The organism is Paraburkholderia unamae, assembly GCF_003268775.1.
GTDB lineage: Bacteria > Pseudomonadota > Gammaproteobacteria > Burkholderiales > Burkholderiaceae > Paraburkholderia > Paraburkholderia unamae.
In genome coordinates this window covers 209,064-235,312 of the sequence record NZ_QLSU01000011.1, presented here as the reverse complement: position 1 = coordinate 235,312, position 26,249 = coordinate 209,064, and the positions used below count along the sequence as shown (strand labels likewise).

The 26,249-nt window shown below is 64.5% G+C and carries 26 protein-coding genes; 1 reads left to right on the top strand and 25 read right to left on the bottom strand.

All coding sequences use genetic code 11. From position 1 onward, the window contains the following. Positions 1 to 2 precede the first annotated feature (2 nt). The 21 genes from C7401_RS19995 to C7401_RS19900 all read right to left on the bottom strand — a co-directional run bounded on the left by C7401_RS19995 (position 3) and on the right by C7401_RS19900 (position 19,466). Positions 3 to 824 carry a hypothetical protein gene (locus C7401_RS19995; protein ID WP_112173125.1) on the bottom strand — a complete coding sequence of 274 codons (822 nt, stop codon included), beginning with the start codon at positions 822 to 824 and terminating at the stop codon, positions 3 to 5. A 61-nt stretch (positions 825 to 885) separates the two neighbouring features. Then, a complete protein-coding gene (locus C7401_RS19990) occupies positions 886 to 1,626 on the bottom strand; it encodes a lytic transglycosylase domain-containing protein (protein ID WP_181565629.1) in 741 nt (246 codons plus the stop codon). Continuing rightward, positions 1,623 to 3,017, bottom strand: a complete 1,395-nt coding sequence (locus C7401_RS19985; protein WP_181565628.1) for an OmpA family protein — start codon at positions 3,015 to 3,017, stop codon at positions 1,623 to 1,625. The genes C7401_RS19990 and C7401_RS19985 overlap by 4 nt, the downstream gene beginning before the upstream one ends. Before the next feature lies 1 nt (position 3,018). Continuing rightward, a complete protein-coding gene (locus tag C7401_RS45020; protein WP_181565627.1) occupies positions 3,019 to 3,609 on the bottom strand; it encodes a hypothetical protein in 591 nt (196 codons plus the stop codon). Positions 3,610 to 3,612: 3 nt separating this feature from the next. Beyond that, positions 3,613 to 4,353 carry a TadE/TadG family type IV pilus assembly protein gene (locus C7401_RS19980; protein ID WP_258397164.1) on the bottom strand — a complete coding sequence of 247 codons (741 nt, stop codon included), beginning with the start codon at positions 4,351 to 4,353 and terminating at the stop codon, positions 3,613 to 3,615. Next, positions 4,353 to 4,706 carry a DUF192 domain-containing protein gene (locus C7401_RS19975; RefSeq protein WP_112173123.1) on the bottom strand — a complete coding sequence of 118 codons (354 nt, stop codon included), beginning with the start codon at positions 4,704 to 4,706 and terminating at the stop codon, positions 4,353 to 4,355. Before C7401_RS19975 ends, C7401_RS19980 begins: the two co-directional genes overlap by 1 nt. Next, the gene (locus C7401_RS19970) at positions 4,703 to 5,590 is read right to left on the bottom strand and encodes a type II secretion system F family protein (protein WP_112173122.1); all 888 of its coding nucleotides are present in this window, start codon (positions 5,588 to 5,590) and stop codon (positions 4,703 to 4,705) included. The genes C7401_RS19975 and C7401_RS19970 overlap by 4 nt, the downstream gene beginning before the upstream one ends. Further along, positions 5,590 to 6,438, bottom strand: coding sequence for a type II secretion system F family protein (locus C7401_RS19965; RefSeq protein WP_112173121.1), 849 nt, complete (start codon positions 6,436 to 6,438; stop codon positions 5,590 to 5,592). The genes C7401_RS19970 and C7401_RS19965 overlap by 1 nt, the downstream gene beginning before the upstream one ends. Positions 6,439 to 6,451: 13 nt before the next feature. Continuing rightward, positions 6,452 to 8,395 carry a TadA family conjugal transfer-associated ATPase gene (locus tag C7401_RS19960; RefSeq protein ID WP_112173120.1) on the bottom strand — a complete coding sequence of 648 codons (1,944 nt, stop codon included), beginning with the start codon at positions 8,393 to 8,395 and terminating at the stop codon, positions 6,452 to 6,454. Positions 8,396 to 8,413: 18 nt separating this feature from the next. Next, entirely contained in the window at positions 8,414 to 10,090 is a 1,677-nt protein-coding gene (locus C7401_RS19955; protein ID WP_112173119.1) for a type II and III secretion system protein family protein, read from the bottom strand. Between the two features lie 67 nt (positions 10,091 to 10,157). Continuing rightward, positions 10,158 to 11,177 (bottom strand): Flp pilus assembly protein CpaB, encoded by a 1,020-nt coding sequence (gene cpaB / locus C7401_RS19950; protein WP_258397163.1) that lies wholly within the window; start codon positions 11,175 to 11,177, stop codon positions 10,158 to 10,160. Between the two features lie 21 nt (positions 11,178 to 11,198). Continuing rightward, complete coding sequence (locus tag C7401_RS19945) at positions 11,199 to 11,411, bottom strand: hypothetical protein (RefSeq protein WP_112173118.1); 213 nt, start codon at positions 11,409 to 11,411, stop codon at positions 11,199 to 11,201. Continuing rightward, a complete protein-coding gene (locus C7401_RS19940; protein WP_146757955.1) occupies positions 11,395 to 12,087 on the bottom strand; it encodes a hypothetical protein in 693 nt (230 codons plus the stop codon). The genes C7401_RS19945 and C7401_RS19940 overlap by 17 nt, the downstream gene beginning before the upstream one ends. 5 nt (positions 12,088 to 12,092) lie before the next feature. Then, positions 12,093 to 12,911 carry a hypothetical protein gene (locus C7401_RS19935; RefSeq protein ID WP_112173116.1) on the bottom strand — a complete coding sequence of 273 codons (819 nt, stop codon included), beginning with the start codon at positions 12,909 to 12,911 and terminating at the stop codon, positions 12,093 to 12,095. Further along, the gene (locus tag C7401_RS19930; RefSeq protein WP_112173115.1) at positions 12,908 to 14,404 is read right to left on the bottom strand and encodes a TadE/TadG family type IV pilus assembly protein; all 1,497 of its coding nucleotides are present in this window, start codon (positions 14,402 to 14,404) and stop codon (positions 12,908 to 12,910) included. The genes C7401_RS19935 and C7401_RS19930 overlap by 4 nt, the downstream gene beginning before the upstream one ends. Before the next feature lie 33 nt (positions 14,405 to 14,437). Next, positions 14,438 to 14,740 (bottom strand): Flp family type IVb pilin, encoded by a 303-nt coding sequence (locus tag C7401_RS19925; protein WP_112173114.1) that lies wholly within the window; start codon positions 14,738 to 14,740, stop codon positions 14,438 to 14,440. A gap of 682 nt (positions 14,741 to 15,422) precedes the next feature. Next, positions 15,423 to 16,229 carry an alpha/beta fold hydrolase gene (locus tag C7401_RS19920; RefSeq protein WP_112173189.1) on the bottom strand — a complete coding sequence of 269 codons (807 nt, stop codon included), beginning with the start codon at positions 16,227 to 16,229 and terminating at the stop codon, positions 15,423 to 15,425. 9 nt (positions 16,230 to 16,238) lie between these two features. Next, positions 16,239 to 17,456 (bottom strand): pyridoxal phosphate-dependent aminotransferase, encoded by a 1,218-nt coding sequence (locus C7401_RS19915; protein WP_112173113.1) that lies wholly within the window; start codon positions 17,454 to 17,456, stop codon positions 16,239 to 16,241. Then, positions 17,453 to 18,097 (bottom strand): RraA family protein, encoded by a 645-nt coding sequence (locus C7401_RS19910; RefSeq protein ID WP_112173112.1) that lies wholly within the window; start codon positions 18,095 to 18,097, stop codon positions 17,453 to 17,455. Before C7401_RS19910 ends, C7401_RS19915 begins: the two co-directional genes overlap by 4 nt. Continuing rightward, positions 18,097 to 18,777 (bottom strand): RraA family protein, encoded by a 681-nt coding sequence (locus tag C7401_RS19905; RefSeq protein ID WP_112173111.1) that lies wholly within the window; start codon positions 18,775 to 18,777, stop codon positions 18,097 to 18,099. The genes C7401_RS19910 and C7401_RS19905 overlap by 1 nt, the downstream gene beginning before the upstream one ends. A 29-nt stretch (positions 18,778 to 18,806) precedes the next feature. Continuing rightward, on the bottom strand, positions 18,807 to 19,466 hold the full coding sequence (locus C7401_RS19900) for an RraA family protein (protein WP_112173110.1): 660 nt from the start codon (positions 19,464 to 19,466) through the stop codon (positions 18,807 to 18,809). A 127-nt stretch (positions 19,467 to 19,593) separates the two neighbouring features. Here C7401_RS19900 and C7401_RS19895 point away from each other — a divergent pair, with 127 nt between their 5' ends. Then, positions 19,594 to 20,559, top strand: a complete 966-nt coding sequence (locus tag C7401_RS19895; protein ID WP_112173109.1) for a LysR substrate-binding domain-containing protein — start codon at positions 19,594 to 19,596, stop codon at positions 20,557 to 20,559. 34 nt (positions 20,560 to 20,593) lie between these two features. On the opposite strand, the gene C7401_RS19890 is transcribed toward C7401_RS19895, so the two are convergent. From C7401_RS19890 to C7401_RS19875, 4 genes are all read right to left on the bottom strand, one after another. Then, entirely contained in the window at positions 20,594 to 21,577 is a 984-nt protein-coding gene (locus tag C7401_RS19890) for an NAD(P)H-dependent flavin oxidoreductase (protein ID WP_112173108.1), read from the bottom strand. Positions 21,578 to 21,617: 40 nt separating this feature from the next. Further along, the gene (locus C7401_RS19885; protein WP_181565626.1) at positions 21,618 to 23,429 is read right to left on the bottom strand and encodes an acyl-CoA dehydrogenase family protein; all 1,812 of its coding nucleotides are present in this window, start codon (positions 23,427 to 23,429) and stop codon (positions 21,618 to 21,620) included. Between the two features lie 41 nt (positions 23,430 to 23,470). After that, positions 23,471 to 25,378: an acyl-CoA synthetase gene (locus C7401_RS19880; RefSeq protein ID WP_181565625.1), complete on the bottom strand. Its 1,908-nt coding sequence runs from the start codon at positions 25,376 to 25,378 to the stop codon at positions 23,471 to 23,473. A gap of 79 nt (positions 25,379 to 25,457) precedes the next feature. Continuing rightward, positions 25,458 to 26,246 (bottom strand): crotonase/enoyl-CoA hydratase family protein, encoded by a 789-nt coding sequence (locus tag C7401_RS19875; protein WP_112173105.1) that lies wholly within the window; start codon positions 26,244 to 26,246, stop codon positions 25,458 to 25,460. Positions 26,247 to 26,249 lie beyond the last annotated feature (3 nt).

Genomic DNA, 26,249 nt, shown 5'->3' with positions numbered 1-26,249 from the left:
AATCAATGCAATGCGCTCACAGTGAGCGTGACCGCATGACCGTTGGTGACGGTGTCCTGGCGCATCACGAGACCGGTGGCCGGGCAAAAATGATCGACCACATGTGACTTCATCGCGAGGTTCGCGGTATGACCCATGAGCTGCGCGTCGTCGGCCTGCATGCTGCGGTCATAGGTGACGGGCCAGCACGCGAATGTGCCCGCCCCGGTCTGGAGTTGCTCCTGCTTGCCGACCGCCTTGTCGCTCGTGGTCGTGACGAACTTCGGCACGTTCATGGTGCCCACCGACTGACCCATGTTGGCCGCCGTGCCCGACATCGACCCTTGCGTGCGCGTGCCGGCAATGCGCTGCCCTTCGCTCGTGATCTCGCCCACGTAGCTCAGGATGCCGCTCGTCTGCGCCGACATCATGCCGTTGAGGCTGGCCGCGCCGCTGCTGCCGTGCATCGAGCCGTTGCTCGTCTGCTCGGGCTGCGCCGCCGCCTTGCCGTCGACGATCGTGAAGTGGACATCCGATTCGCTTTGCATCGGTTGTCCGCCCATCGACATTTTCATCGCCGCATGGACCTGGCCGTTACAGTTGTTACCGTCGCGTTTCGAAAACTGCGTGACCGTGTACGTCACCGTACGTTGACCCGGCGCGAGCGTGGCGGTGAAGCCGCCGCCCTGGTGCATCCACGGCGCATCGCAGGCCGCCGCCGCCCAGGCTTGCGAACCCGCCGTCGCACAGGCAGCCGCAAGGCCCAGCGTCAGCGCGAAACGCAGCGCAGCGCGAGTGCCGCGACGGTCCGCTCCCGCATTGGGGCGGTAAGTGTCATGCATCATCGATCCTCCGCTTGCCATGTCAAAAGCCGAATCCTGGAGACCTCGCGCGCGAGCGTCAAGGCTAGCGATACTCACTGAGCATCATATGTAACGGCGGCGAAACCGTTGCGGACGCCTCGTTCGATGTGCCGAAGCGCGCCCGGAACGCCGCATAGCGCGAAAGCACGCGCGGCACATAGGCCTGCGTTTGCGCGAATGGCGGAATGCCGCCATAGCGGCTCACATTCCCTTCGCCCGCGTTGTACGCCGCCAATGCGTAGCGCAGGTTGCCCGAAAACTGTTGCAGCAACTGGCTCAAATAGAGTGCGCCTGCCGCCACGTTCTGCACCGGGTCGTTTGCATCAGAAACACCGAAGCGCAGCGCGGTGGCCGGCATCAATTGCATCAAACCGCGCGCGCCCGCAGGCGAAAGCGCACGATGGTCGAAGCCCGATTCGACGTCGATCACGGCAGCGACCAGCGCCGGATCGACGTTCGTCGCATGCGATACCGCGCGGATCACCGGCTCCACCGTCGCGTAGTTGCAGTCCGCGCACGAAGCCGCGCGCGCGGGTGCCGCGAAGCGTGCAACGCGCGTTGGCGTCGTTGCGAGCCGTGTGCCGCTCAGCACGACGCCGCGCGCCTTCGCAAGCTCCTCGACAGGCGTCGTCGATGGCGCAGGCGCGCTCTTTATGGAAGCGCGCACGGCACCCGCCTGCCCGCCGACGATATAGATCACGCCGCCCGCATGAGCGGGTGCGCCCAGGCACGCCAGCCCGAAGGCGAACCCAAGCCCTGCGACGGCGGCGTGCCCGCGCATCATGGCTTCACGAGTTCGACGCGACGGTTCTGCGCGCGCAGCACGTCGGTCGTATTCGGCACGAGCGGCTGCGTCGAACCATAGCCCTTCGCCGTGAGCGTGCCCGTCACACCGGCGCTCTTGAGGTACTGGGCGACCGATTCGGCCCGCGCTTGCGACAGCGTCATGTTGTGCGCGTCGCCGCCGCTCGAATCGGTGTGCCCCGCCACTTCGATCTTCCAGTCGGCGTGCTGCTTGAGCAGCGCGGCCATGCGATCGAGCACGGGCTTCGCATCGGCGCGCAGCGTGCTCTTGTCGAGGTCGAAGTTCACGCCGTAAAGCTGCACATGCCCCGTCTGTTCGAGTTGCGAGGCCGTCGCGTCGCCCGCCTTGCCCGACGCATCGCAGGTGAGCTGGCTCGCGCCAATGCGCTCGCCCGCGCTTTCCTCCACGCCCGAAAACGTATGCGCGTCCGCCTTGAAGAGTGCCGAGAACACCTGCTTGCCGTCCGGGCTGAACACCATGATGCCGGGCGTGCTCGTGTTCGACTGCTGCTCGTTGCGCGTGAGCCTGAGATAACCGCCCGCGTCGATGCCGCCTACGATCGTGCCGAGCACCTGCGCCACGCGCACCGGATCGCTGCCCTGCGATTCAAAGTAGCAGCCTTCCACCCCGGCGCCATGCTGCTCCAGCAGCACGTAGCCGCTGGAACCGAAGTTGAGCGGGAAGTGATAGAGGCCCGCCACTTGCCGGACCGACGCCGCCGCACCCGGCGTGCCATAGGCGGAAAAGCGGCTAAGGCCGATGCCATACGGCGCCTGGTCCGCCGACGACGACAAGGTCAACCGCAGGAAGCTCGCCTGCACGGACTGCTGCAACGGCCCGCGCAGCACGACGCCGGGGCCCACGCTGTCCGCGCCGGGAAAATCGGCGTCATAGGCCGTATTCCACGGGCCATTCGCGCTCGACGCCGTTTCGACCTTCACATGATGCGGCGTCACTTGCCGCTGCGGACTGCTCACGAACGCGAACGAGTCGATCCGCGCCTCGCCTGGCAGCGCGAGCACCAGTTCGTACTGGTTGCCGTTGACCTGAATGCCGGGCGAATCGGGCACGCCGTCAACGAGACGGAACCAGTCCGCGCCGCTCTTGCCCACTGCGAATGCGCCCTCGCTCAGACTCGCGACGTCGACAGGCTCGACGCCGGTTGCAGAGGCGGCGCTGGCAGGCGCGGCCGCAATGGGAAGCGCGGGAGGCGCCGAGGCCGCTGCATCGACAGGCGCGGAAGCCGCCGTCTCGCTGGCCGTCGCTTCATGCTTGCGATGGCACCCCGCAACGAGCAGCACGCCGGCCGCCAGCAGCGTGAGTGCGATGGGTCGTCGATGTCGAAGAATCCTGCCTGACGGTTGGGTCAATTCACTGTACTCCTGATTGCTGCGCATGGGTAAGGATGTGGATTTCGTCCAGATTGGTGCGAATGCGCGCCTGTAGCGCATTGAGCTTCGCGCGGCTCGCGCCATTGCGTTTGGCGGCGTCGAAGTCGGCGAGCGCGTCCTTGAGATCGGCCTGCGCCTGCTCGCGCTGTCCGTTGACCAGCCGATGCGCGCCATTGTCCGCCTGCTCGTTGGCGGTGCCGTCGGCGTTGAGCAGGTTCGCTCGCAGCCGGTGGTCGCCGCGCACGTCGTCCGCGAGCGCACCGGGGTCGCCGGACGACAGGGTCGCATTCATCGGAGCATGCCTGCGTGCAAGGCGCGATTGCGCGCTTCGGGCGACGTCCGGCGTATCGGCGCTCACGGTGGCGTTCACCACGCCGCCCGAGGCCGCCACGGGCGTGCTTGCGGGCTTCGCAGGCGCAAGCGAACGCGACGAGATGATCTCCACGCCGTCCTCGTGCCGCACGGTGAGCGCCGTCAGCGGTGCGTCGCCGCTCTGTGCGCCCGCGTGGCCGCCCACGGCAAGCAAGGCCAGCAGCAAGGCTTGCGTGATGGCTCGATTGCGCTTGTCCATCGCTCAGCCTCCGCGAAACGGCGACTGCATCCGCACGATCGCTTCGGACTCGATAGGAATACGAAAATCGCCCGACGCCGACGAATAGGCATAGCAGCGATTCATATTGCCAGGCAGCCCCAGGCCACCGCTATTGCCGGTCGAATAAATATTGCTGATGCCGTTCACCAGATAGAAGATCACACGATTGATGAACGGCACGTAGAGATCGTAGCAATACGTCACGCTGATTTTCAGCAGGTTCGCGTCCTGGATCGACAGCCCCGAACTCGCGCCCGGTTGCGTGTTCCGGTACATCAGCGTGTCGTTGGGAATCTCGGTCACGCTCGTGCCCGCGTAATAGTTGGAGCGGCCAAAATCCGAGAGCGCCGCAGTTGTCGGGTTGATGACCGTAAGCGACGTAATGCCCGGATTGCGCGCTTCGACCGTTGCCGTGACCACCGCCATCTGCTGCGTGGCGAGACCGTTGGCATGCGCGAAAAGCGGTGCGATACCACGGCCGAATCCATTGAGCATCGCGGCTTTGCGGCCGTTTTCCACCGCCCCCGCGCGCGCCGCCTGGAGCGTTGCATAGTTCACCGTGCTCTTGGCCTGATACAGCAGTGCGAACTGGATCATGCCGAGGCAAAGCAGCAAAAGCACCGGCATCACGATGATGAACTCCGTGGCCGATTGTCCGCGCTGCTTGCGCGGTGCGCCCGCGCGCGAGCGGCCGGCAAATGGAGAACGTTGCGCCCGCATCATCACGCGCCCCCGGCTTCGATTTCGAGCTGCATGCCGGGCGTGAGACCGAGCGCCAGGCGGCGGCCTGCCTGGAGTTCCAGCACCGCCGCCGCGCGCCAGTGCGCGCACAGTCGCCGCGGCCCCACGTTGTCGCGCACGCTCACGATGCGGCGCGCGCGGTCCATGAAGACCACGTCGATCGGCGCGTGCATGAACCAGGTGTGCACCGAATTGCACGGCTCGATCAGCAGCGCGTCGCGCTCCGCGATCGAGCGCCGGCCCATCCATCCCTTCAGGCGGTCGAACATGCCCGTGGTCACGTCGAGGTCGAGGGCGAGCGGCTTGCCCGCCGCGGCAATGCGCGCGGTCTTCACAGCAGCCCCTCCTGCATGAACTTCATCACAATCGGAAAGCCGAGCACGATGAACGTGACCGGAAAAATAAACACCACGAGCGGAAAGATAAGCTTCACCGGCGCTTCCATGGCCTGCTTCTCCGCGCGCTGGAAACGCTCCGTGCGGCGCTGCTCGGACTGGAAACGCAGCGTGGTCGCGATGCTGCCGCCCATGCGTTCGGACTGCACCACCGAGCTCACGAAGTTGGTCACCTCGCGAATCTGCAAGCGGTCGTCCATGCGGCGCAACGCATCGGCACGCGGCAGGCCCGACTTCAGGTCGCGCAACACATGTTCGAACTCGCGCTTGAGCGGCCCGCCCGGACCCTTGCTCACGGCCTGCGTGAGCGAGCCGTTCAGGTTCAGCCCCGCTTCCATGCTGAGCGTGAGAAAGTCGAGATACACGGGCAACTGCTTTTCCACCTGCTTGACCGTGCGCGCGCGAATATCGCGCAGCCACAAGCGCGGCAAGAGCGAGCCCAGCAAAGCCGCCGCGAGCGGAAACATCAGGCTGCTGCTGCCGAGCCAGCGCGCGACCAGCAACGCCATGGTCAGCGCAATGGCCGCTGCCACGAGCGAGAGCGAAATGAACTGGCGCGCCGAAAGCAGATAGCTTCGGCCGGTCAATTGCAGTTGCAGTTCGACGCGTTTGACGATGCCCGGCGGGTACAGACGCCCGAAATGAAAGTCGAGAAAGCGCACGAGCGGCCACAGCACGCGCAGCGGCGTGGAAAGCGGATCGAGAAACTCGCGGTCCTCGCCGGGCACCCGCTTGCCGAGCATGGCGAGCGAACGCGCGATGAGACCGAGAAATACGATCAGGCCGAGAAAGAGGCCGAAGGCCAGTACGATGGATAGCGTCATCACACGTCGATGTTGGTTATCTTCTGAATGGCCTTGTAGCCAAGGAACTCCATCACCGCGATCACCGCCAGCGTGGCCCAGCCAATCGGCTTGTTGAAAAGCGGCTCCATGGCGGTCGGCTCCATATGGCTGAGCACCAGCATCAGAAAGACGGGCAGGAGCGTCATCACCCAGCCCTGCGCCTTGCCCTGCGCCGTGAGCGAGCGGATCTTGCCTTCCATCTGCTGCTTGTCGCGCAGCGTGCGCGCCACCGTCTCCAGCGTTTCAGCGAGATTGCCGCCCACTTCGCGCGAAATCGAAATGGCCGCCGTCGCCATCAGAAAGTCCTGCATCGGAATGCGCTTTTCCATGTGCGTGAGCGCATCGGCCATATCCACGCCCAGGCGAATCTCGCGAATCAGCAGCGCGAGTTCCTGAGAAATCGGCGGGCGCGATTCCTGCGCCGCGCTTTCGAGCGCCACGGGAAAGCTCGCGCCGGCCCGCAACGCGCTCGCCACCATCAGCAGCGCATCGGGCAACTGGCGGTCGATCTGCTGCAAGCGGCGGGTCTGAATGCGCCGCACGATGAAGCGCGGCGCGAGCAGGCTGGCCGGCACGGCGATCACCGTCATGACGATGCTCTGCGACACCACATAAACCGCGAGCGGAATCGCGACCACCGCGAGCGCGCTCATCGCCGCCACCTGCTGCGTGTTGATGAAGATGAACAGGTCGGCGAGGTTCGAGCCCACCTCGTCGCCCACGCGGGCCGTGCGGCGCACGAACCACGTCTTGCCCTGCGAGACGACACACCACATCACCACGGTCAGCAGCACGAACACCGTGCCCAACATCCATGCAGTACTCATCGGCAGACTCCGTTCACTCCTGGAAGATGGAGGTATCGACCTGGATGCCGCGACGGATCAGATCCTGGTAGAAGTCGGGGATATACCCCGTGGAATGAAACGTGCCCTGCACCTTGCCTTCGCTGTTGTAGCCGCTCTGGCGGAACACGAACACATCCTGCATCTGCACCGTGCCCGACTCGATGCCGCTCACCTCGGTCACGTGCGTCACGCGGCGCGTGCCACACGAAAAGCGCGTTTGCTGCACGATCAGATCGACGGCCGACACCACCTGCTCGCGAATCGCATGCACGGGCAAGTCCAGACCGGCCATCAACGTCATCACTTCAAGACGCGAAAGGCAGTCGCGCGGCGAGTTGGCGTGCGCCGTCGTGAGCGAGCCGTCATGGCCGGTGTTCATGGCCTGCAACATGTCGAGCGCTTCGCCGCCCCGGCATTCACCCACCACGATGCGGTCGGGGCGCATGCGCAACGTGTTTTTCACGAGATCGCGAATGTGCACCGCGCCCTTGCCTTCCATGTTGGCGGGCCGCGCCTCCAGCGAAACGAGGTTGCTTTGCGAAAGCTGGAGTTCGGCCGCGTCTTCCACAGTCACGATTCGTTCGTTATCCGGAATGAAATTCGACAGCACGTTGAGCAGTGTCGTCTTGCCCGAGCCCGTGCCGCCCGAAATGACGATATTGGCGCGCCGCTCCACCGCCACGCGCAGAAACTCGATCATGTGCGGCGAAAGCGAGCCGAAGCGCACGAGGTCCTCGCCTTGCAGCTTGCGCTTCGAAAACTTCCGGATCGTGATATTCGGCCCCTTGAGCGCGAGCGGCGGGATCACTGCGTTGACCCGCGAGCCGTCCTTCAGGCGCGCGTCGACCATCGGCGAGCTTTCGTCGATGCGCCGGCCAAGCGGCGCGACGATGCGCTCGATCGCGCCGAGCACCGCCTGATCGTCGGTGAAGATCGTGGAGGAGCGCGTGAGCTGGCCACCGCGTTCGACGAAGATTTCGTTGTAGCGGTTGACCATGATTTCCGTGATCGACTCATCGGCGAGCAACGATTCGAGCGGGCCGAGGCCGATCACTTCGTCGAAGATGCTTTTAAAAAGCGCCTCTGTGGGAATACCGGGCCGCGCGAAGGTCGGATCCGACGAGAGCACCGTGCGCAGCAGGCCGCCCACAGTCGTGGAAAGCTCCTCTTCGCTCATGCGCGCGACATTCAGGCGCCGCAGGTCGATTGCCGCGATCAGCCGTGCGTGACCGCTCTTGCGCAACTCGATCCCTTCGGGGGTGTTGAGCCACTGAAGTTCCTGTGCGTCCTCGGGCGCGGCGCGCATCGCGCCGGACACAGGCGAAGCCGTCGTGCTCACGGCAGGCTGCGGCGCACGCATGACGGGCGGCGGCGCCGGGCGCTCGCGCGGCATCGCCACGACGCCCTTGGGCATCGCACCGGCCATGGCGAGCCCATCCGTGCCCGTGCGCAGCATTTGCGCCGATTCGACGGACGTGGCGGAATTGGCCTCGATGGTTTCGCGCGCAACGTTTTGTGCCTGAACCACCGGCATGGCCGCCGTATTCATCGACTCGCCCGCGGCCTTGGCATCGCTCACGCCTTCGCGCGCGGCACCGGCCTCCACCAGATGCAGCGCCTGCGACGCGCCTTGCTCGCCACGCGCGACGGCAATGCGAAACGAGGCGATCTCGATCGAGTCCGCGCCAGTGAGCGGACCATACGACGTGATCGGCGCGCCGTTCACGAGCGTCGAGGCAAGGCCGCCCTTGTCCTCGATATACCAATGCCCGTTACGCGGTTCGATGATGGCCTGCACCCGGCCGATCAACAGTCCCTTGAGCACGATGTCACAGGCCGGGTCTTTCCCGAGCGTCGCGCGCTTCGTCAAGGCATGCGTCTGCGCCCGGCCGTCACGGCCCGTGATCGATACCTGCAATTGCTGATCGTCTTCCATCGCTCACCGCCTTTCGCGTCAATGTCCGTACATCGCCCGATTGGTCTCGTCCGGAGCGGGCAAGACCGCGCTGCGGCGCGCGCGCTTCTCCTCTTCCTCGCGCAGCGCCTGCTCGCGCCGCGCGTTGGCGTCCGGCAGCGGGCTCGGGTTGCCGTATTCGCTGCGGTAATCGGCCTGAATATCGGAGCCGTTCGTCGTGAGTTCGGTCATCTTTTCGCTGTCCGCGTCCACGATATACGGCGTCACGAGCACGATGAGATCGCTCTTGTTGTTGCGGAAATCGGTGGACTTGAACAGGTGCCCGAGCACGGGCAGGTCGCCCAGCAACGGCATCTTGTCGATGGCCGTCGACGCGTCAGCGTTGATGAGCCCGGCCAGCGCCAGCGTTTCGCCCGGCCTCACCGAAAGCTGCGACGTGGTGCGCCGCGTGATGAACGCCGGATAACCCTGCACCTGCACGGTGGGATCGATCTGGCTGATTTCCGTGAGCAGGTCCGTGGAAATAATGTTGTGCGCGTCCACCGTGGGCGCGATCTCCAGACGGATGCCGTACTCCTTGTAGATCACGTCCTGCGCGCCGAAGCCCGCCGAAACAGGAATCGGCACTTCGCCGCCCGAGAGGAACGTGGCCTTGCCGCCGCTGCGCGAATTCAATTCCGGCGAAGCGAGAATGTACGCGTCGCCGTCGTCAACGAGCAGATTGATCTTCGAGAAGATCGACGTCGCGATGCCGAGGAAAGCTCCGCTCGCCGCGCCCCCCGCCATGCTCGGCGCGTTGTCGAACACGGCCGTGCCGGTGTCGGGCAACGGCTTGTAGCGGCCCGTGCGGATCGCATTGCCCGCGACCGACGCCTGCGGGCCGTTGATCTGCTGGTCCCACGCAATGCCGAGATTGCGCTCGGCCGTTTTCGAAATTTCCAGAATGTCCATCTTGAAGTGAACCGTCTTCTTGAGCGACGCGCCGTCGTCGGGCTCGATCAGGTTCACGACATCGGGCAAGCCCGCAAGCGCGGCCTTCACGAGATCCTTTTGCTCCGGGTGCACCTTGCCGCGCACCACGAAACGATTGCCGTCGGCGTCGATGCGCAGGTCCTCGACGAAGCCAAGCGAATGCTGCAAGCGCGACAGCGTGGTGGCGCGATCCTGCTCGGACACGGAGATCTTGGTGCGCAGCGCTATGCCCGATTCGTTCCAGACCACGAGCGACGTGTCGCCTGATTGTTGCGCGAGCAACAGCAATTGATGATCGACCACCGAGGCGTTCACCACGTCGCCGTTGCCCACGGCCACGCGCTTGACGCGGCCAGGCACCGGAATCACCTTGACCTCGCCCTTGTACAGATAGAGCGTGGACGGCGCGCCCTGCGCGTACTCCACCACCGCGTCGTCCGCGTCCGGCGCGGCGGCTGCGGGCCGATACTTCACACGGCGCATGGTAGCCGGGGGCAACGCGGGCGCGGGCGGCCTGGCCGCTTCGGGCGCAACATCGCTTTGCGCGGCTTGCGTCGCTGACACCGCAGAGGCGGGCACGGCCGACGCGGGGCTTGCCACGGCGGCCGAAGCGAACACCGGCCCGGACGCCACGGCTTCCCCCTCGGCATGCCCGTGAATGGACGGCACGACGAGGCTCATGGCGCAAAAGAGGCGCATTCCCCGGGCGATATGCCTCGTTCCGCGTTTTCGTTCGATCGTCATGGCTGTTTCACTTCTTCTGACTTCTTTTGATTGGAATGGAGGACCGCGCGCCCGGCCGGCTCGCGGATCACTTCGTGCGGCCGGTTCCGCTCACGGCGTCCTGAATCTGTTGCATCGCGCGCTGCTGGGCGTCGGTGAGCGCCGCCATGCGCTGCTGGACGTCGGCGACATTGCGGGCCGCCGCCGGTTCGCCAGGCAGCGTCTTTGCGTCGAGCGCGGGCCGCGTCGAGACGTTGCTGTCGCCCTTGCCGCCCACGATGTACTGAATGCCGCCGTTGTCGTCGTCGCCAAAGAGCGCGGCCTGCTGGACGGCGACCGGCGGCGTGGCCGCCTTGTCCGCGCGATTGCGCAATACCGCGCGCAGCGTGCCCACCTTTTGCGCGAGCGCGATCCGGGCGGCCTGCTCGGGGTTCACCTGGAGCGTCACGCTGTCGTAGCCCGAGCGCTGCTGGCCATCGTCCTGGCGCGACATCGCTTCGCCATAGTCGCGCGGGCGCGTGTCGCGGCCCGTGGCGATGACCGTGAGATCCGAGAGCAGGAGGTGCGCCGACTGGCCCGGATCGCCCGAGCCCGAATTGCTCGTGGACGGCGCAACGAGAAACAGGTCGATGCGGTTGCCCGGCTGAAGCATGTTGTCTGCCGAATTCGTAGCGTCGATATCGATCGTCAGCGCGCGCATGCCGGGCTTGAGCATGTCGCTGAAATCGCGCACGTTGTACGCCGAAACGTCGGCCCGGCGTACGGGCGTGCCGCGCTTCACGGGGCGCACGAGCGTGAGGCCCGACATCGAGTCGAAGTCTTTCGCGCGCACGGTGTCGTCGTAGACGAAATCGGCGGGCACTTCGCGCGCCGCGAAGTTTTCCGACGTGAGCGGCGCGCCGGGCTTGAGATCCGCGACCGGCACGACCACGGCGACCTGGTTCTGCGTCTGCATGGATTCCATGAGCGATTCGCGCATGGCGGCCTCACGCCCCGACATGTAGCGGAACATCCACCACGTGAGCAAGCCGGCCGCCACCACGGCTACGCCGAGCAGAACCCACGGGTTATTGATGAGCGTGCGAGTTTTAATTCTTTTCAACATCATGATGAGCCACGTTTGACTGGTTCAGGGCATGGACAACGCGTACGAGTACGCGGAATAGAACGACTTGAATGCCGCGAGCAATTGCGCCATGACCGAGTGGTCGCCGCCGATCAGCGCGACGACGATAAGCAGTACGATCAACACGTATTCGACATACGCCTGACCGGCCTCGCGGGCGCGCGGCGCGCGGCGTCGAACCCCACGGCCTTTGCCCGCCTTATTCGTAAGAGACATTGATCACCACCGAAGTCGAGCCTCGCGCCTGCGTGAACGCGGCGTCAAGGCGATAAGCGTCCTTTTGCATGGCGAGCGCATACCCAAACGGCGCACTGCCCGCACTGCCCACCGCAGCGCCGCCCGCGACGGCATGCCAGCCGGCGCGCTTGAGCAACTGCGCGTAATCCGCGCTCGCCTGCGCGAGCGACGGTTCGGGCAAGGACATCTGCACGGTGCGCGCGAGCTTTCCTCCGTCGCTGCTCGTCATGTCCAGCAGGATCCGGCCCGAGGGCAACGGGTAGTTCGCGGGCCGCAGCATGCGCGGCAGCGCCGCCGCCTCGCCCAGGCGCATCGCGCTATAGAGGCCGCGTACCGGCGCCGACTGGTCCAGCGGCAATTGCAGTGTGTAACTGCATTGCGCCGATAGCGCGCTCACCAGCAGCATCGACTTGTCCTGCATGCGGTGCGTGGCCACGCCGCGCCGCTGCCAGTATTGCGTGAAGGCGCCGGCCACCTGGTTCGACGTGAGGTTGAAGGTGATGAGCGCCGCCTGCGTGGGCGTGCCGTTGACCACCATGTCGTGGCCGATCCATTCGACCTTCTGTCCGGCCACCGGCATCTCGCCGCACGTGTCATCCGCCCTGGCGTGTGCCGCCGCGCCGGCCAGCACGCACGCGAAGATCGCTTTGACCATGCGCATCACCGGCTCCCCAGGCGGTCTTTCGGCACCACGTCCGGTTCGATGCGCCCGAGATCCAGATGGGTGATGTCGATGCCGAGCGGCGCGAGCACGTCGAGCCCGTAGGCGAGCACGGAGCCCTTCGCCGTCGGCACGGCGTTGGCGATCATCGCCTTCGCCTTGTCGCTGCCGTCCGGCGTCCACGTATTGGTTAGCACTGCGTTGTGATCCGCGAACGTCACACCTTGCCATGAGGGCCAAAGCTTTGAGAGCGTCGGGCTGTTGTAGCCCAGATGCAGTGAAACGTTTGCGCGCTGCTGGTTGTTGACCGGCAGATCGAAGCCCGCGCCGATGCCGCTCACGAACCCGAGCGCGTTGAGCGCCTTGTCGGCGGCCGTGCCCGTGCTCCCGCTGGATGAACTCATCTGCAAGTCGTTGTAGCGTTGCAGCATGTCCTTGCCCGCCACGTCGCGCCACAACGGCTCGGGCGCCGACGCGAGCGCGTTGGCCGAGCCGTCGTTCGACGTGAGGCTCGTGTCGTGGCCAAGCACGCGCTGCGCGATCTCACTGCGGATCTGTGCGTCGCTCTTGGTAATCGCGTTGCCATACGTGGGCGCCCAGCTCGCGTCGTCGAAGTAGACGGTGCGCTCCCACGCGGCGTAGCGCGACGCCGATAGCGTGCGGTCGCGCGCGTCGCTCAGATGGCCGAGCATATGCAGCGCGAGAAACGCGATGATGAGCGCACTGCCCGCCACCACGAGCACTTCGACCATCGCCTGACCACGCGCACCGCTGCGGCTGCGCGAACGCGAGGCGTACATGTTGCGATGCGCTCTCATGGCGCCCCCGCCGATTGCGCGACGTCCGCCGCTTCGATTGCCGCGAGATTGGTGTCCACGAGCGACGATTGCCAGTAAGGGTTGAACAAGCTCGGGTATTCCCATTTGTTGTCGCTGCGCCGCCAGTGCGCGAGATTCATCAACGCGCCTGCCGCGCTGCCTGAGGCGTCGGCGGGGCGAATGAAGTACGCGCTCGCGCTGGAAACGGCACGCATCTGGTTGTTCGCGGTGCCGTCCGCAACCTGCAAGCGGCCACTCGCAATGCGAAGCTGGTCCGTGGTGGACACCGTGGACGACGCGCGCTGCACTTCCACCGTGATGGCCGGTGCGCGGTTGAAGTCCGCGCCGTCCGTGGGCGTCTTGAGCGACGCCAGTTCGCGGTAAGGTTGCAGCCCTGCTTCGCTGGACGAGAGCGAGCTGCCCGGTCCCTTGTAATACTGCTCGCGCGCGGCGATGCCCGCGAGCGCGCTGGTGAGCGAGCCGCCGAAGTTATTGAAGCCGCCATATCCGCGCTTGCCGGAATACGAACTACCGGGCCCGGTTGCCGCGCCGCCCGATCCGGCGGCGTCGATGATCGGGCCGCCTACCGCACCGATCTCGAAGTAGCAGAGCCAGCCGCCGTTCACGTCGGTCGCATCGAGACTCTCCCAGCCGCGTTTGTCCTGCCGAAGCTGCGTGCCGCCCAGGTGATTGTTGTCCGCCGCGATAAAGCTGGCGCCGGGGCACCATTCGATGATGCTGGCCACGAACGGATCGCGAATGTTCGCGCCGCGCTGTTGCACGAACTGATCGAGCGTCGTCTTGTCGGTCACGACATCGGCAAAGCGGTCCTTGCCGGTCGTACCGGCGGGCGTGTTGGACTGCGAGAAGTTCAGCGTCGAGAGCAACGCGGGCGCGCCGCGCGTGGCGAAATACGTCTTGGTGACGTGCGAGTTCGGCTCATTCGCCTGCGCGACTTCCTCCGCCACCACGGGAATTTGCAGGATGATCAGATCGTGATACGCCGCCTGCTCGAGGCTCAGGATCTTGTCCAGCCCGTCGAGCGCGACGGACGCGAGGCGCGTGCCGGTGTCGAGCGCGCTCTTCGCGACGTTGAGCACCGTGGAGCCCGTTTCTTTCGGCATGATCCACGGCTCGGAAAGCACGGCCGAGGACTCGATGAATTCATCGAACCAGTGCGAGTTCGAATAGGTGCCCGCGAGTTCGTCGACGTACGACTTGATGCTGACCATTTGCGCGACGGCCACCTGGTTGGCGATCATCGCGCGATTCGTATAGGCCGCGAAATTGAGGTCGCGCGCCTGTAGCACGCCAACGCTGTACGCGGCCGAATCCGCCGTATCCTGCTCCTTGGTTTTCGCGTGAGCCAGTTGGGCTGCGTTGAACGCCAGATACAACGCGGCCGCGCCGACCACGAGGAAAACCAGGGCGAACGGCAGCGCCTGCCCACGCTGCCTGCGTCGACCGCAATGCCGTTCGGAATGGAGTTTCATCGCTGTGCCGCACTCTAACGGATTAGTGACGGCTTAGTGGTTGCCGTTGTTATACGTGCTCAACGTCTTGTTCTGATTCGCCTTCGAGCTCGCATTGCCCGCCGACGTATCGGCGTTCTTGATGGCGTTTGCCGAATTCGAATCGCCGGCCATTTCGAGTGCGAGGCCTGCCGTCTGGTTGCGGATGGTCTGGCCGAACGCTGCGTACACGCCAATGGCGGCGACCGCGATCAGCGCGACGATGATGATGTACTCGGTCATGCCCTGACCGCGTTGGCGGCTGCGGCGGCCAGGAAGTTGACCTGCGGGCTTAACTGCGCGACTGGTTTTAATCATGATGTGCTCCTACCGTTGGTTGACAGATGACTTTTTCGTTAAAACCGCCGTCACCCTGAGTCATTGCTTTAAATAGAGCCCTTCATCTAACTCGCTTAGTAGTGCAATTTAAAAAGGCAATATTTTCCCCTGCCCATAATCAAGGCATTGAAATTACCGGGTCGCGAGACAAACAGGACTACGTGATAGCGGGGCCGCGTTCAGAGCGGGAATTATTACCGCTCTACCTGGCTCCGGCGCGCAGATCATGCAACTATTTCTTGCATGGAGTGCAACGATCGAAATCGTCGTAAGAATAACGAGAGCGATTGGCCCCGGTCAACGGAATAATTTGTAACAAATGTTAATGATCAGACGAATTTTTGCATTACGGGATGAATGTTAAATACGCCATCAATATTAAGGTAATTGAAAGGTTTGGCGGAACGGGAAATTATTTAAAGCGGAATAATTTTTTTCTTTCACTGCCGTTTAACGCGACCTTGAATGTGCAATGCGCGCTTTGAAATTCGTGACAGTTCGACTCACAAGCGCATCACGTACTATTTTTTGGTCTGCCGCTATTGCGCGGTGATGCTGAGTCCTGTCGCTTCCTTGATCGACAAGGAAAAGCGCAGCGCGGCAGTGGTTGCCGCGCAAGTGCGAGCGCCGTCGAACGCGGCGCTCGCTGTGCTCACAATCGTCAAATGCCGCGCTGGAGCGCGGCAATCGACTGCCACATCGCCACGGGATTCGAATACATCGGGAAATGTCCGCAGTTCGCGATCTCGGCCAGAACGACGCCCTGCTCGGCAATCGCGTCGAGGTACGAAAGCGATGCGTTTTGCTCGCCGTACATGAACATGCGCGGAAACGGCAAGCCGAGGAATTTATCCATCAGATCGCCGTGATCGGAAAGCGCGACCATCGAGCGGAAAATCGGCCCCACCGCTTCGGCCCTCACCTTGTGACGCAAACTCGCCGCATAAAGCGCGCTCGCGTAGGCGGGCGCGTGCCGCGTGCGTTCGATGAAGTCGCTGAAGAAGCGCTCCGCATTCTCACGCGGATAATCAGCGATCTGTCTGCTGAGAAAACAATCCTCGGGCGCGATATTGCCTTCGATATCGACGAAGCTGAGAACCCGCTCGGGACACCGGTGCGCCAGCATCAACGCCGTCAACCCGCCCATGGAATGCCCCACCAGATGAAAGCGTTCGAACCGCACGCGTTCAAGCACGGCGAGCGCCGTTTCCACGAGAAACGCGATATCGATCTTCGCGAGATTCGCACAGCGCGTTTCACCACAGCCCGGCGCGTCATACGCGACGAACGGATGGCCATCGAATTCAGCATGCCGAACGATATCGGCATAGTCCTCTTTCGTTGAGCCGAAACCGTGGAGAAACACAATGGGCGCTTTATCGCCTTCACGATGAATGGCCGAAATCTCAAGCGCCGTGCCCGCGACGGCGAATGCAAACGTCGACCCGCTAAATTCCGGTTGTGTCATGTCGCTCACTCACGCCTTCAGTACCTCGCAAAAGTTCTGGATCGCGGCGCACGCTTGCAACAGCGAGGCATCGTCCAGCGCATACGCTATACGAATATAGGGCCCCAGGCCAAACGCGCTGCCGTGCACGGTCGCCACACCGGCTTCGTCGAGCAACGCGTTCACCATGGCTTCGTCGTCGCCGAGATGCGTCCCCGCCTTCGTCGTCTTGCCCATGAGGCCCGCACACGACGCGAATGCATAAAACGCGCCCTGCGGTGCTTCGCAGTGCAGGCCCGGCGCAGCATTGAGCTGCTCGACGACAAGGTCGCGCCGACGCTGAAACTGCTCACGCGAGCGCGCGATGAAATCCTGCGGCCCCGTGAGCGCGGCGAGCGCGGCATGCTGCGAGATGGTCGACGCGCCCGACGTCTGCTGCCCCTGGAGCTTCTCCATGGCGTCGATCAACCAGCGCGGGCCCGTGCCGAAGCCGATGCGCCAGCCCGTCATCGCATACGCCTTCGAAACGCCGTTCATCGTGAGCACGCGTTCGCGCAGTCGCGGCTCCACCTGGGCGAGCGTCGAGAATTCCAGTCCATCGAAGATCAGGTGCTCGTAGATATCGTCGGACAACACCAGCACCTGTGGATGCGCGAGCAGCACTTGCGCCAGTTCGCGCAGTTCGGCGCGGCTATACACGGCGCCGGTCGGATTGGACGGCGAATTCAGAATGAGCCAGCGCGTGCGCGGCGTAATCACGGCCTGAAGCGCGTTGGCGGTCAGCTTGAAGCCGCTTTCGACGCCGCACGGCACGATCACGGATTTTCCGCCGCACAACTGCACGATCTCGGGGTAGCTCACCCAATACGGGGCCGGCACGATGACTTCGTCGCCCTCGTTGAGGGTCGCGGCCAGCGCGTTGAAAATCACCTGCTTGCCGCCGTTGCAGACGAGCGTATCGCGCCAGCCCACGTCCAGGCCGTTCTCGCGCTGAAACTTCGCGGCGATGGCTTCGCGCAGGGCGCGCAGCCCCGCTACCTGCGTGTAGCGCGTATGACCGCCGCGAATGGCGGCGATGGCGGCGTCGCATATGTGCGCGGGCGTGTCGAAATCCGGCTCGCCCGCGCTCAGCGAAATCACGGCAGCGCCGCTCGCGCGCCGTGCGGCCACTCGATCCATCACCTTGTAAGTGGCCGAAGGCTTTGCGGCAGCGAGGAAGCGGTTGAGTGCATACCCGGTTGCGCTCATCGTGCCTGCCTCCACTGCGCAAGGCCAAGCAGGTCTATCGTCGTCTTGCCTTCGCGAAGCTGTTCCATGATCACGGCCTCCTTGTCCGCCCTCGCCTGCCCCTTCGCAAGCGTCGCCTCGACATGGGCGGCGGGCAGAACGAGCACGCCGTCGTCGTCGGCCACGAGCAGGTCGCCCGGTGCAACCGGCGTACCCGTGAAGTTGATGGGCCGCCCCACCGAGGGCGCGCTGGCCTTGATCGTGCCGCGCATGGAAACCCCGCGCGTGAACACCGGAAAGCGGCGCGCCTTGAGCGCCGCGATGTCGCGCACGCCGCCATCGATGACCAGTCCGGCCACGCCCGCGGCCTCGGCGGCCACGGTCAGCACTTCGCCCCAATAGCCCGCGACGAAACCGCCTGTCGCCACCACGAGTATGCTGCCGCGCGGCGCCTGCTCCATGGCGATATGAATGGAGAGATTGTCGCCAGGCGAGCATTCGAGCGGATAGGCCGGGCCGGCGACGCTGGCGCCCGCCCAGACGGGACGAATGTCGGGATCAACCGAACTGGTTGGCAGTCCGCAGGATTCGAACAGCGTGGAAGTGCCGAGCTTGCGCGCCTGCTCCAGCCAGGCCGCGTCATAAGTGTTCATCGTTTCCATTAGCGCTTCCTTTGCAGCGTGTGGTAGCCGAGTGCGGCGCGCGCCTCGCCCAGCGTCTTGCCCTGCGCGAGCAGTTCGCGAATGCGCGATTCGGTTTGTTCGATTTCACGCGCCGTTTGCGCCACTTCGCGGGCACGCTCGCGCGGCACGATGACGACGCCGTTCGCGTCCGCCACCACGATATCGCCTGCCGCGACGCGCACCGTGCCGACTCCCACCGTGGCGTTCACCGCCTCGACCTGCACGCGGTCCTTGCCGGTGCGCATGAAGCGCCCCGCGGTGAAGAGCGGATAGCCGTCGCCCAGCGCCTTGTTCACGTCGCGGCAAACGCCGTCGATCACCGTGCCCGCTATGCCGCGCAACCCCGCGTATAGGGTCATGATGTCGCCCCAGACCGTGCAGTCGGTGCGACCGGCGTTGTCGATCACGATGACGTCGCCTTCGGCCACGTCATCGATGAAGTCGCCCACGGTGCCGGGCGGCACGCTGGCCGGTGCATAGCGCACGGTGAATGCGGGGCCGACCACGACCTTTGTGTAATCGGCGAGCGGCATGACACCCAGGACCTGACCGTGCAGGCCGAGCTTGTCCATGGCGTCCGACACGCCCGGCGTGTCGAGGCCCGCGAAGCACGCGACCAACGCCTGATCGTCCGCACTGATCTTTCGGGGATTCGTCATATAAAGAACTCCTTATTGAAATGTGCCGCTCAACGAACGGCAATCGCCTCGAATTCCTTGTCGTGCATGACGTCGGCCACCGGCCGGCCGGCGCGCACGGCCGCCACCATGCCGTCCTGGCGGCGCGCGATCCGCTCGCCCAGGTCCAGCACCGCCTCGATATGAGCGGCGGGAACGAACACCGTGCCGCAGCGATCGGCGATCACATAGTCGTCCTCATGCACGGTGACGCCCGCAACCTGAACCGGATTACCCGAGTCGATCTGGACCACGCGGTTGCGCGCGCTGATCATCGTGATGCCCCGGCCATAAACGGGGTAGCCGATCGACTCGCTGCCTTCGATATCGCGGCTCACGCCGTCGATGACCGAGCCGCGAATCTGCTTCGCGCTCGCGGCATTGGCGAGAATGTCGCCCCAGCACGAGATGCCCTGGGCGCCGCCTGCGATCACCAGCACGCGGTCGTTCGCGGTGACGGCGTCGATAACGGGCGAGATCAAGTGCACAGTGGGCTTCGCATCGGTCTTGGGGCCGAGCTGGATGGTGCTGGCGCGCCCGACGATCTTCGGGCAATCCCACAGCGGGCGCAGACCGTAGGTCGCGCCGGGCAGACCGAGAAAGTCGAGGGCGTCGGAAACCGTGTTGGTGTCCAGCGACGCGAGTCGATCGAGGGTGGAAGTCGGATTCATGGCGCTCAGTTCCGTTGAAAAGTGCGACAATCCTCGCGCTGCCCTGCTGATATGTAAATTTCGTATCAAGTATCTTGTTGATACGATTTTCGGAACAGCACCCCGCCCTTCACGCAACGAGCCCGGCATGAACAATACGATCGACTTCCGGCTGATCCGCCAGTTATGGATGTTCCTTGCCGTCGCCGAGGAGCAGCATTTCGGGCGCGCGGCGCAACGCCTGAACATGTCCCAGCCACCGCTGACCGAGCAGATCAAGGTGCTCGAACAGTCGCTCAAGATGCAGCTCTTTTACCGCTCCCGCCAGGGGACGCAGTTGAGCCCGGCAGGCGCGGCGATCCTGCCCGCCGTGCGGCAGTTCGCCGGGCAGGTCGAGCGGCTGGAGCGGGTCGTGCGCGAAGTGGCGGCGGGTCAGTCGGGCGTGCTGCATGTGGGCGCCATCACGTCCGCGATGCTCGAAACCGTGCCGCCGGTGCTGGATGCGCTCAAGCGCGCGCACCCGCAACTGACGGTGTTCGTGCAGGAAATCGACAGTGTCGATGCGATTCACATGCTGGAAGCGGGCGAACTCGATCTCGCGTTCGTGCGTATCGACGGCGAGGTGGGCGGCGCGATCGCCACGATGCCGCTTGCAGAGGATCGCCTGGCCGTGGCGCTGCCGCGGGACCATGCGCTCGCGGCGCTGCCGCGCGTGCGGCTACAGTCGCTGGCGAACGAGCAACTGGTGATGTCGTCTCGCCAGGTGAGCCCGGTTTATTTCGATCTGCTGACTTCGGTTTGCCGCTCGCATGGCTTGACGCCGCGCGTCACGCACGAAGTGCGCACGGTCACCTCGCAGATCGCCTATGTGGGCTGCGGCCAAGGCGTCGCGCTGGTGCCCTCGTCGATGCGCAAGCTCGCGCCCGAGAATGTGGTCGTGCGTCCGTTGAAGGAGAAAATCATGGTCGTCACGGCGGCGCTGCTGTGGAATACGCAACGCCATCACCCGATGGTCGATGAAGTCGTTGCGTGGTTGAAGAAGCGCAAGTCCGGTGGAAAGCAGGCGACTCAGGCAGCAGGTGCCCAAACGTCCCCGCTTTCCGCAGACAAATAGCGCGAGAAACCGCAGTGCAGCCGGGAGCTTGAGATTATCTCTCCGCCACCATGACTTCATGAAAACGCTGCCCAATAATCTGCCTGGCTTGAAGCATGATGCGGTCGATGAGTTCCTTCACGCTCGGGATATCGTGGATGAGACCCGCGACCATCCCGCAGGACCAGGCGCCGGCGTCCAGGTTACCCTCCTTCATCACACGCGGGTAGACACCGCCGACTTCATCCGCGATATCGGCAAAGGTAATCTGCTGGCCAAGCCGCTCCTCCTTCTCCAGCAAGCGTTCAACGCCCCGATTGTTCAAGACGCGCTCCGTGTTGCGCAACGAACGCATCACAAGCCGGGTATCCAGTTCGGATGCCGAAACGATCGCGTCCTTGACCTTTTGATGGACCGGCGCCTCACGCGTCGCGACAAAGCGCGTACCCATGTTGATGCCCGCCGCACCCATCGCCAGCGCGGCGACCAGCGAACGCCCGTCGGCCATGCCGCCGGAAGCCGCGAACGGAATGTCGAGTTCGTCGGCGGCGCGCGGCAGCAGAATGAAGTTGGGCACATCGTCCTCGCCGGGATGTCCACCGCACTCGAAACCGTCCACGCTCACGGCATCGCAGCCAATGGCCTGCGCCTTTAGCGCGTGCCGAACGGAAGTGCACTTGTGGATCACCTTGATCCCGGCGTCGTGGAGCACGGGCAGCCACTGTTGCGGATTATTCCCGGCGGTTTCGACCACCCTCACGCCGCCCGTGATTATGGCTCGCACATAACCCGCGTAGTCGGGCGGATTGCGCGCGGGCAGAAACGTGAGGTTCACGCCGAACGGCTTGTCGGTCATCTCGCGGCAACGCTCGATCTCGCGCGCCAGTGCCTCCGGTGTCGGCTGGGTCAGCGCCGTGACGATACCGAGCCCCCCGGCGTTCGATACGGCGGAAGCCAGTTCCGCGAACCCGACGTAGTGCATGCCGCCCTGAATGATCGGGTGCTCGATCCCGAAGAGTTCAGTCAGTTGTGTTTTCACGAATCATTTCCTCTCAACCATTGGCCAAAGCCCGCGCGAATCAGAATTGGTCGGCGGGGAGACTCATCAGGCACGCCGAGCCCGTTTTCATGCGCTGCCCCAGCGCAGCCACCACGGGCAGTTCGCGTTCGAACCAATAGCGCGCGAGCGCGAGCTTGCGATCCAGGAACGAGGGATCTGCCGTTTCCGGCAACAAGGCCAGCGCGCTATCCGCGATGCGCAGCCACATCCACCCGCAGGCAACCACGCCCATCATCGTCAGAAAGTCGTGCGACGAGCCACCGGCGTCGTAGGGATTGCGTGCCGCCTCGCGCAACCAGTTCGCGCATGACCTGATTTCACCGGTTGCCTCGTGCAACGCATCGGCGTGGGCGCGCAGCGCTTCCCGCCGCCCCGCTTCTCGCGCCGTGGTTTCCACGAGTTCAAGGAAGCCGGCCAGCGACTGCCCTTCGGCGGCCGGCAGCTTCCGCAGCACGAGGTCCAGCGCCTGAACGCCATTCGCCCCTTCGTAAAGCTGGAAGATGCGGCAGTCGCGCACGAGTTGTTCGACGCCGTTCTCGCGGATATAGCCGTGGCCGCCCATGAGCTGCATGGCGTCGTTGGCCGATTCGAACGAGCGGTCGCTGAACCACGCCTTGACGACCGGTGTCAGCAGGCTGCCGATCGCAGTCCGTTTCGCGCGCAACGATTCGTCCGGCTCGTCGAGCAGCGTTCTCACGCAAAGCGCGAGCGCTCGCGCGCCTTCGATAAACGCGGCCTGCTTCAACAGCAAGCGGCGCACGTCGGGGTGAACCACAATCGGGTCCGCCGCGTCGCCCGTGCGGTCGGCCGGGTTGGCGGCGCGACCCGCCACCCGCTCGCGCGCATAGTTCGCGGCGTGACCGTATGCGCGATTGGCCGACGAAAGCGCCTGCAAGCCGGTGCCGAGACGCGCGGAATTCATCATGTCGAACATGCCGCTCATGCCCGCCGACGACTTCCGCGCCGATACGCCCGGCTGGCTGGACTCTTGCAGCGGGAACGCCCGCGCATTCTCGAACGCCAGGGTGCAGGTGGCGCTGCCCTTCAACCCCATCTTGTGCTCGATGCCGGTCACGCTAACGCCGTTCGGCTCGCCCACTGCGCCTGTGGCGGGATCGACAGCCAGCTTGGGCACGAGGAATAGCCTGACTGTCGATAGATCGTCGAGCACGCGACCGCTTTCATCGGGCACCTTGGCGAGCACCAGGTGAATGACATTGCCGGTCAGATCCTGGTCGCCACCGGAGATAAAGATCTTCGTTCCGCTCAAGCGCCAACTGCCATCGGCTTGCGGCACGGCGCGCGTCTTCATCAGGCGCAGGTCCGTGCCGCAATGCGGCTCGGTCAAACACATCGTGCCCGCCCAGCGCCCTTCCACCATCGGCGGCACGATGTGCTTGAGCATCCACTCGTCGCCGGTGCGCCGGATCGTTGCATGCGCACCGTTCGTGAGCCCGGTGTAAAGCCCCAGCGAATTGCAGGCCGAAGCAGAGAACTCACGCACGGCCTGGCCGATCGTATCCGGCAGGCCTGCGCCGCCAAACGTCTCGGGAGCCGACACGCTGTTCCAACCGGCCTCGCACTGCGCCGCGTGACCCGCTGCATAACCGGAGGGCGTCTTGACCGCACCGTTTTCCAGCCGGCACCCCTGTTCGTCGCCGGGAGCATCGAGCGGTGCCCAGACTTCCTCGAAAAAGCGCGCGGCCTGCTCCAGGACCTGGCGCGTATCGTCTCGCGACAGTTCGCCGGTCGCATGGGGCGCGTGCGGGCCGATCACGTCATGCAGCAGGAACAGATAGTCGGCAACAGGGGCGTGGTAGTTCGTAGGCACAGCGATTCTCTCCTGATTGATGCAATTTTTTCGCCGAGGCGTCACACATTGGTGCGCCGGATCGAATAGGGAATGGTGAAACTCCGCAACGCGTCGATCAATTCGGATTCCTCCATGTTTGGATCGCTCACGCTGACTTCCGCGAAGAACCCGCCGTTGCCCCGGTCCGTCGCGCGGACCGACGCGTTCGCGCCCATGCCCGCCTTGTCGAGCGCGGCGTGGAACATCCGCTCGATCGCGTCGAGACGCAGTACATTCTTCTGGATCTTCCCCACCGAAGTCTTGGGCATTTCCTCGAGCACATAGCAATGCTTCGGGACGGCTGCGCGCTCGGGCACGTGCTCGGCGGCATACTGCAAGACTTCCTGAGCGGCCGCGAGCGCGCCGGGCTTGATCACGACGTAGGCGACCGGCACTTCGCCCGCATGCGCGTCCGGTGCGCCGATCACCGCCGCATCCTGGATGGACGGGTGGCCGAACAGCGCCTCTTCCACCATCTTCGGGTCGATGTTGTGGCCGCCGCGAATGATAAGGTCTTTCGAGCGGCCCGTGATCCAGAGCCAGCGATCCGCGTCGAGATAGCCCAGGTCGCCTGTGTCGAGCCAGTCGCCGTCCACCCAGTGCGCGCTCTGGTTGTCGCCCAGATAGCCGGGAAATACCGAAGGGCCGCGCACGATCACGAGGCCGGGCTCACCCGGCTCGCAGTCCGTTGCCGTACGCCCTTGCGCATCCAGCCGCACCACGCGCACCTGCTGGTACGGCAGTCGCACGCCGGAGCTTCCGACCTTGATGTCCTCTACCGGCGGCGTAATGCAGGTGACCGCCGTGGTTTCCGTCATGCCCCAGCTCTCGCGTATGCGCAGGCCCGTCATGCGATGGAACGCCTGCGCGACCGTGGTCGAAAGCGGCGCCGTGGACGACGCCACATAGCTCAGCGTGGAAATGTCCGCACCGTTCAACGGGATCGACAGTACCTGGTTCACCAGCGTCGGCACGAAGGTCAGCATGTTGGCCTCGAACGCCTCCACGATGCGCCAGATGTTGGGCAGCACGGTGCGATTGCGGAATCCAGCCGAGGTCATCAGCACCACCGTCGAGCCCTTCGCCAACGGGCCATAGCAGCCCACCACGGCGCCCGCCACATGAAAAACGGGCACGCCGACCAGTCTCACCTCGTCGGCGCCAAACCCGGTCAGATACTTCGAAGCCCAGATCCAGAACACCTGGTTGCGGTGCAGATGGCGCGCGAGCTTCGGTGCGCCGGTCGTGCCGCCCGTGTGAAAGAGCGACGCCGTGTCGTCGGGAGAGAACACGCGACCCGACACCAGCCTGTCTCCGGGAAAGCGCGCCATCGCCTCGTCGAAGTCGATCACCGGTACGCCGTTCACCGTCGCGGGCCCCGCTGCGCGCCCGCCCACGCGAATCAACGCGACGAGCGAGGGCACGCCGCGCGCCACCGCTTCGGCCTTGGCCCAGATCTCCGGATGTTCGTCACCCGCAAAGGCGACGAGCACCTTCGCGCCCGCCGAGCGGAACATTTGCGCCAGGATATCGGGCTCCAGCATCCAGTTGGCCGGATTGACGATGCCGGCCGCCTGCGCGCCCCACAGCACGAACTGCGATTCGGGCACCGCCGGCAACATCACGGACACTACGTCATCCTTACCAATCCCCAGATCAGCAAGCAGATTCGCGGTTTGATGGACCTTCGTGCGCAACTGTGCGAACGTGACCTGCACGGCCGTCTCCAGCGGACGCGCGCCGTCGCTGAAAAACTGGATCGCCACCTTGTCCGGGTCGATGCCGCACCCATCCATCAGCATTTCATAAGTCGACGCCGGCAGACCGCGCTCCGCCAGGGGAACGCGCTCGAAGCGCTCGACGTCGGCCTCGGTCAGCAGCAGATCCGAAGTCCAGTAAGCGGGCAAGCGGGATGACACGGAAGCCATTTGTCTCGTCTCCTGTTCCTGCATGTGTTATGGAAGCCAATGCTGGCGCGCAGGCTTGGCCCGCGCGCCGCAACCGTGTTCAACGACCCTGGAAGCGGGCCTCGCGTCGCTCGACAAAAGACTGAACGCCTTCCTTGAAATCCTCCGAGGCGAACACCTCCTCGCGCACATGCGGAATGACTTCAATGGCCGCCTTCTCGCCGTGCTCGATATAGGTCAGCGCCGCAGCCTTGGTTGCGCGCAGCCCGATGGGCGCGACCTTGCAGATCAAGCGGGCGATCTCCATCGCGCGTTCGCGATGCTGGCCGTACGGAAGCACTTCCTGCACGAAGCCGCAGCGCAACGCTTCCTGCGCCGAAAATTCGTCGCACAGAAACAAGTGGTACATCGCATTGCCCCAGCCCGTGCGGGTCAGATAGCGAAAATGCGCGCCACCGAGCGGCGCGATGCCGCGTTTCGATTCGAGCTGGCAAAAGCGCGCGGTGTCCGCTGCGATCACGATGTCCGACGCGAGCATCTGTTCGATGCCGATCGTGTAGGTAATGCCGTGCACCACCGAGATCAGCGGCTTGCGGCAGCGCTTGCGCAGGCCGAACGGATCGACCTGGTCGTCGGGAATGGGCTTGGCCGTCGCGGTCGGGCCGAAGAACTTCGGCATGTCGAGGCCCGCCGTGGTGTGCTCGCCCGCCGGATCGAGCACCGCAACCCACAGGTTGTCATCGTTGTCGAATTCGGTCAGCCGTTTGGAAAGCTGCTGCATCAAGTCGGGCGTGATGGCGTTTTTCTTGGCGACATTGTCGAGTGAAATAACGGCGATGTGGCCTTCCACCGTCATGCGGACCTGCGGCGTTTCTGCGTCGTGGCTCATGGT

Bases quoted from the DNA above. Each gene is read 5' to 3' on its own strand.
- C7401_RS19995 (WP_112173125.1), bottom strand. From the start codon at position 824: ATGATGCATGACACTTACCGCCCCAATGCGGGAGCGGACCGTCGCGGC.
- C7401_RS19990 (WP_181565629.1), bottom strand. From the start codon at position 1,626: ATGATGCGCGGGCACGCCGCCGTCGCAGGGCTTGGGTTCGCCTTCGGG.
- C7401_RS45020 (WP_181565627.1), bottom strand. From the start codon at position 3,609: ATGGACAAGCGCAATCGAGCCATCACGCAAGCCTTGCTGCTGGCCTTG.
- C7401_RS19980 (WP_258397164.1), bottom strand. From the start codon at position 4,353: ATGATGCGGGCGCAACGTTCTCCATTTGCCGGCCGCTCGCGCGCGGGC.
- C7401_RS19970 (WP_112173122.1), bottom strand. From the start codon at position 5,590: ATGACGCTATCCATCGTACTGGCCTTCGGCCTCTTTCTCGGCCTGATC.
- C7401_RS19965 (WP_112173121.1), bottom strand. From the start codon at position 6,438: ATGAGTACTGCATGGATGTTGGGCACGGTGTTCGTGCTGCTGACCGTG.
- C7401_RS19960 (WP_112173120.1), bottom strand. From the start codon at position 8,395: ATGGAAGACGATCAGCAATTGCAGGTATCGATCACGGGCCGTGACGGC.
- C7401_RS19955 (WP_112173119.1), bottom strand. From the start codon at position 10,090: ATGACGATCGAACGAAAACGCGGAACGAGGCATATCGCCCGGGGAATG.
- cpaB (WP_258397163.1), bottom strand. From the start codon at position 11,177: ATGATGTTGAAAAGAATTAAAACTCGCACGCTCATCAATAACCCGTGG.
- C7401_RS19945 (WP_112173118.1), bottom strand. From the start codon at position 11,411: ATGTCTCTTACGAATAAGGCGGGCAAAGGCCGTGGGGTTCGACGCCGC.
- C7401_RS19940 (WP_146757955.1), bottom strand. From the start codon at position 12,087: ATGGTCAAAGCGATCTTCGCGTGCGTGCTGGCCGGCGCGGCGGCACAC.
- C7401_RS19935 (WP_112173116.1), bottom strand. From the start codon at position 12,911: ATGAGAGCGCATCGCAACATGTACGCCTCGCGTTCGCGCAGCCGCAGC.
- C7401_RS19930 (WP_112173115.1), bottom strand. From the start codon at position 14,404: ATGAAACTCCATTCCGAACGGCATTGCGGTCGACGCAGGCAGCGTGGG.
- C7401_RS19925 (WP_112173114.1), bottom strand. From the start codon at position 14,740: ATGATTAAAACCAGTCGCGCAGTTAAGCCCGCAGGTCAACTTCCTGGC.
- C7401_RS19920 (WP_112173189.1), bottom strand. From the start codon at position 16,229: ATGACACAACCGGAATTTAGCGGGTCGACGTTTGCATTCGCCGTCGCG.
- C7401_RS19915 (WP_112173113.1), bottom strand. From the start codon at position 17,456: ATGAGCGCAACCGGGTATGCACTCAACCGCTTCCTCGCTGCCGCAAAG.
- C7401_RS19910 (WP_112173112.1), bottom strand. From the start codon at position 18,097: ATGGAAACGATGAACACTTATGACGCGGCCTGGCTGGAGCAGGCGCGC.
- C7401_RS19905 (WP_112173111.1), bottom strand. From the start codon at position 18,777: ATGACGAATCCCCGAAAGATCAGTGCGGACGATCAGGCGTTGGTCGCG.
- C7401_RS19900 (WP_112173110.1), bottom strand. From the start codon at position 19,466: ATGAATCCGACTTCCACCCTCGATCGACTCGCGTCGCTGGACACCAAC.
- C7401_RS19895 (WP_112173109.1), top strand. From the start codon at position 19,594: ATGAACAATACGATCGACTTCCGGCTGATCCGCCAGTTATGGATGTTC.
- C7401_RS19880 (WP_181565625.1), bottom strand. From the start codon at position 25,378: ATGGCTTCCGTGTCATCCCGCTTGCCCGCTTACTGGACTTCGGATCTG.
- C7401_RS19875 (WP_112173105.1), bottom strand. From the start codon at position 26,246: ATGAGCCACGACGCAGAAACGCCGCAGGTCCGCATGACGGTGGAAGGC.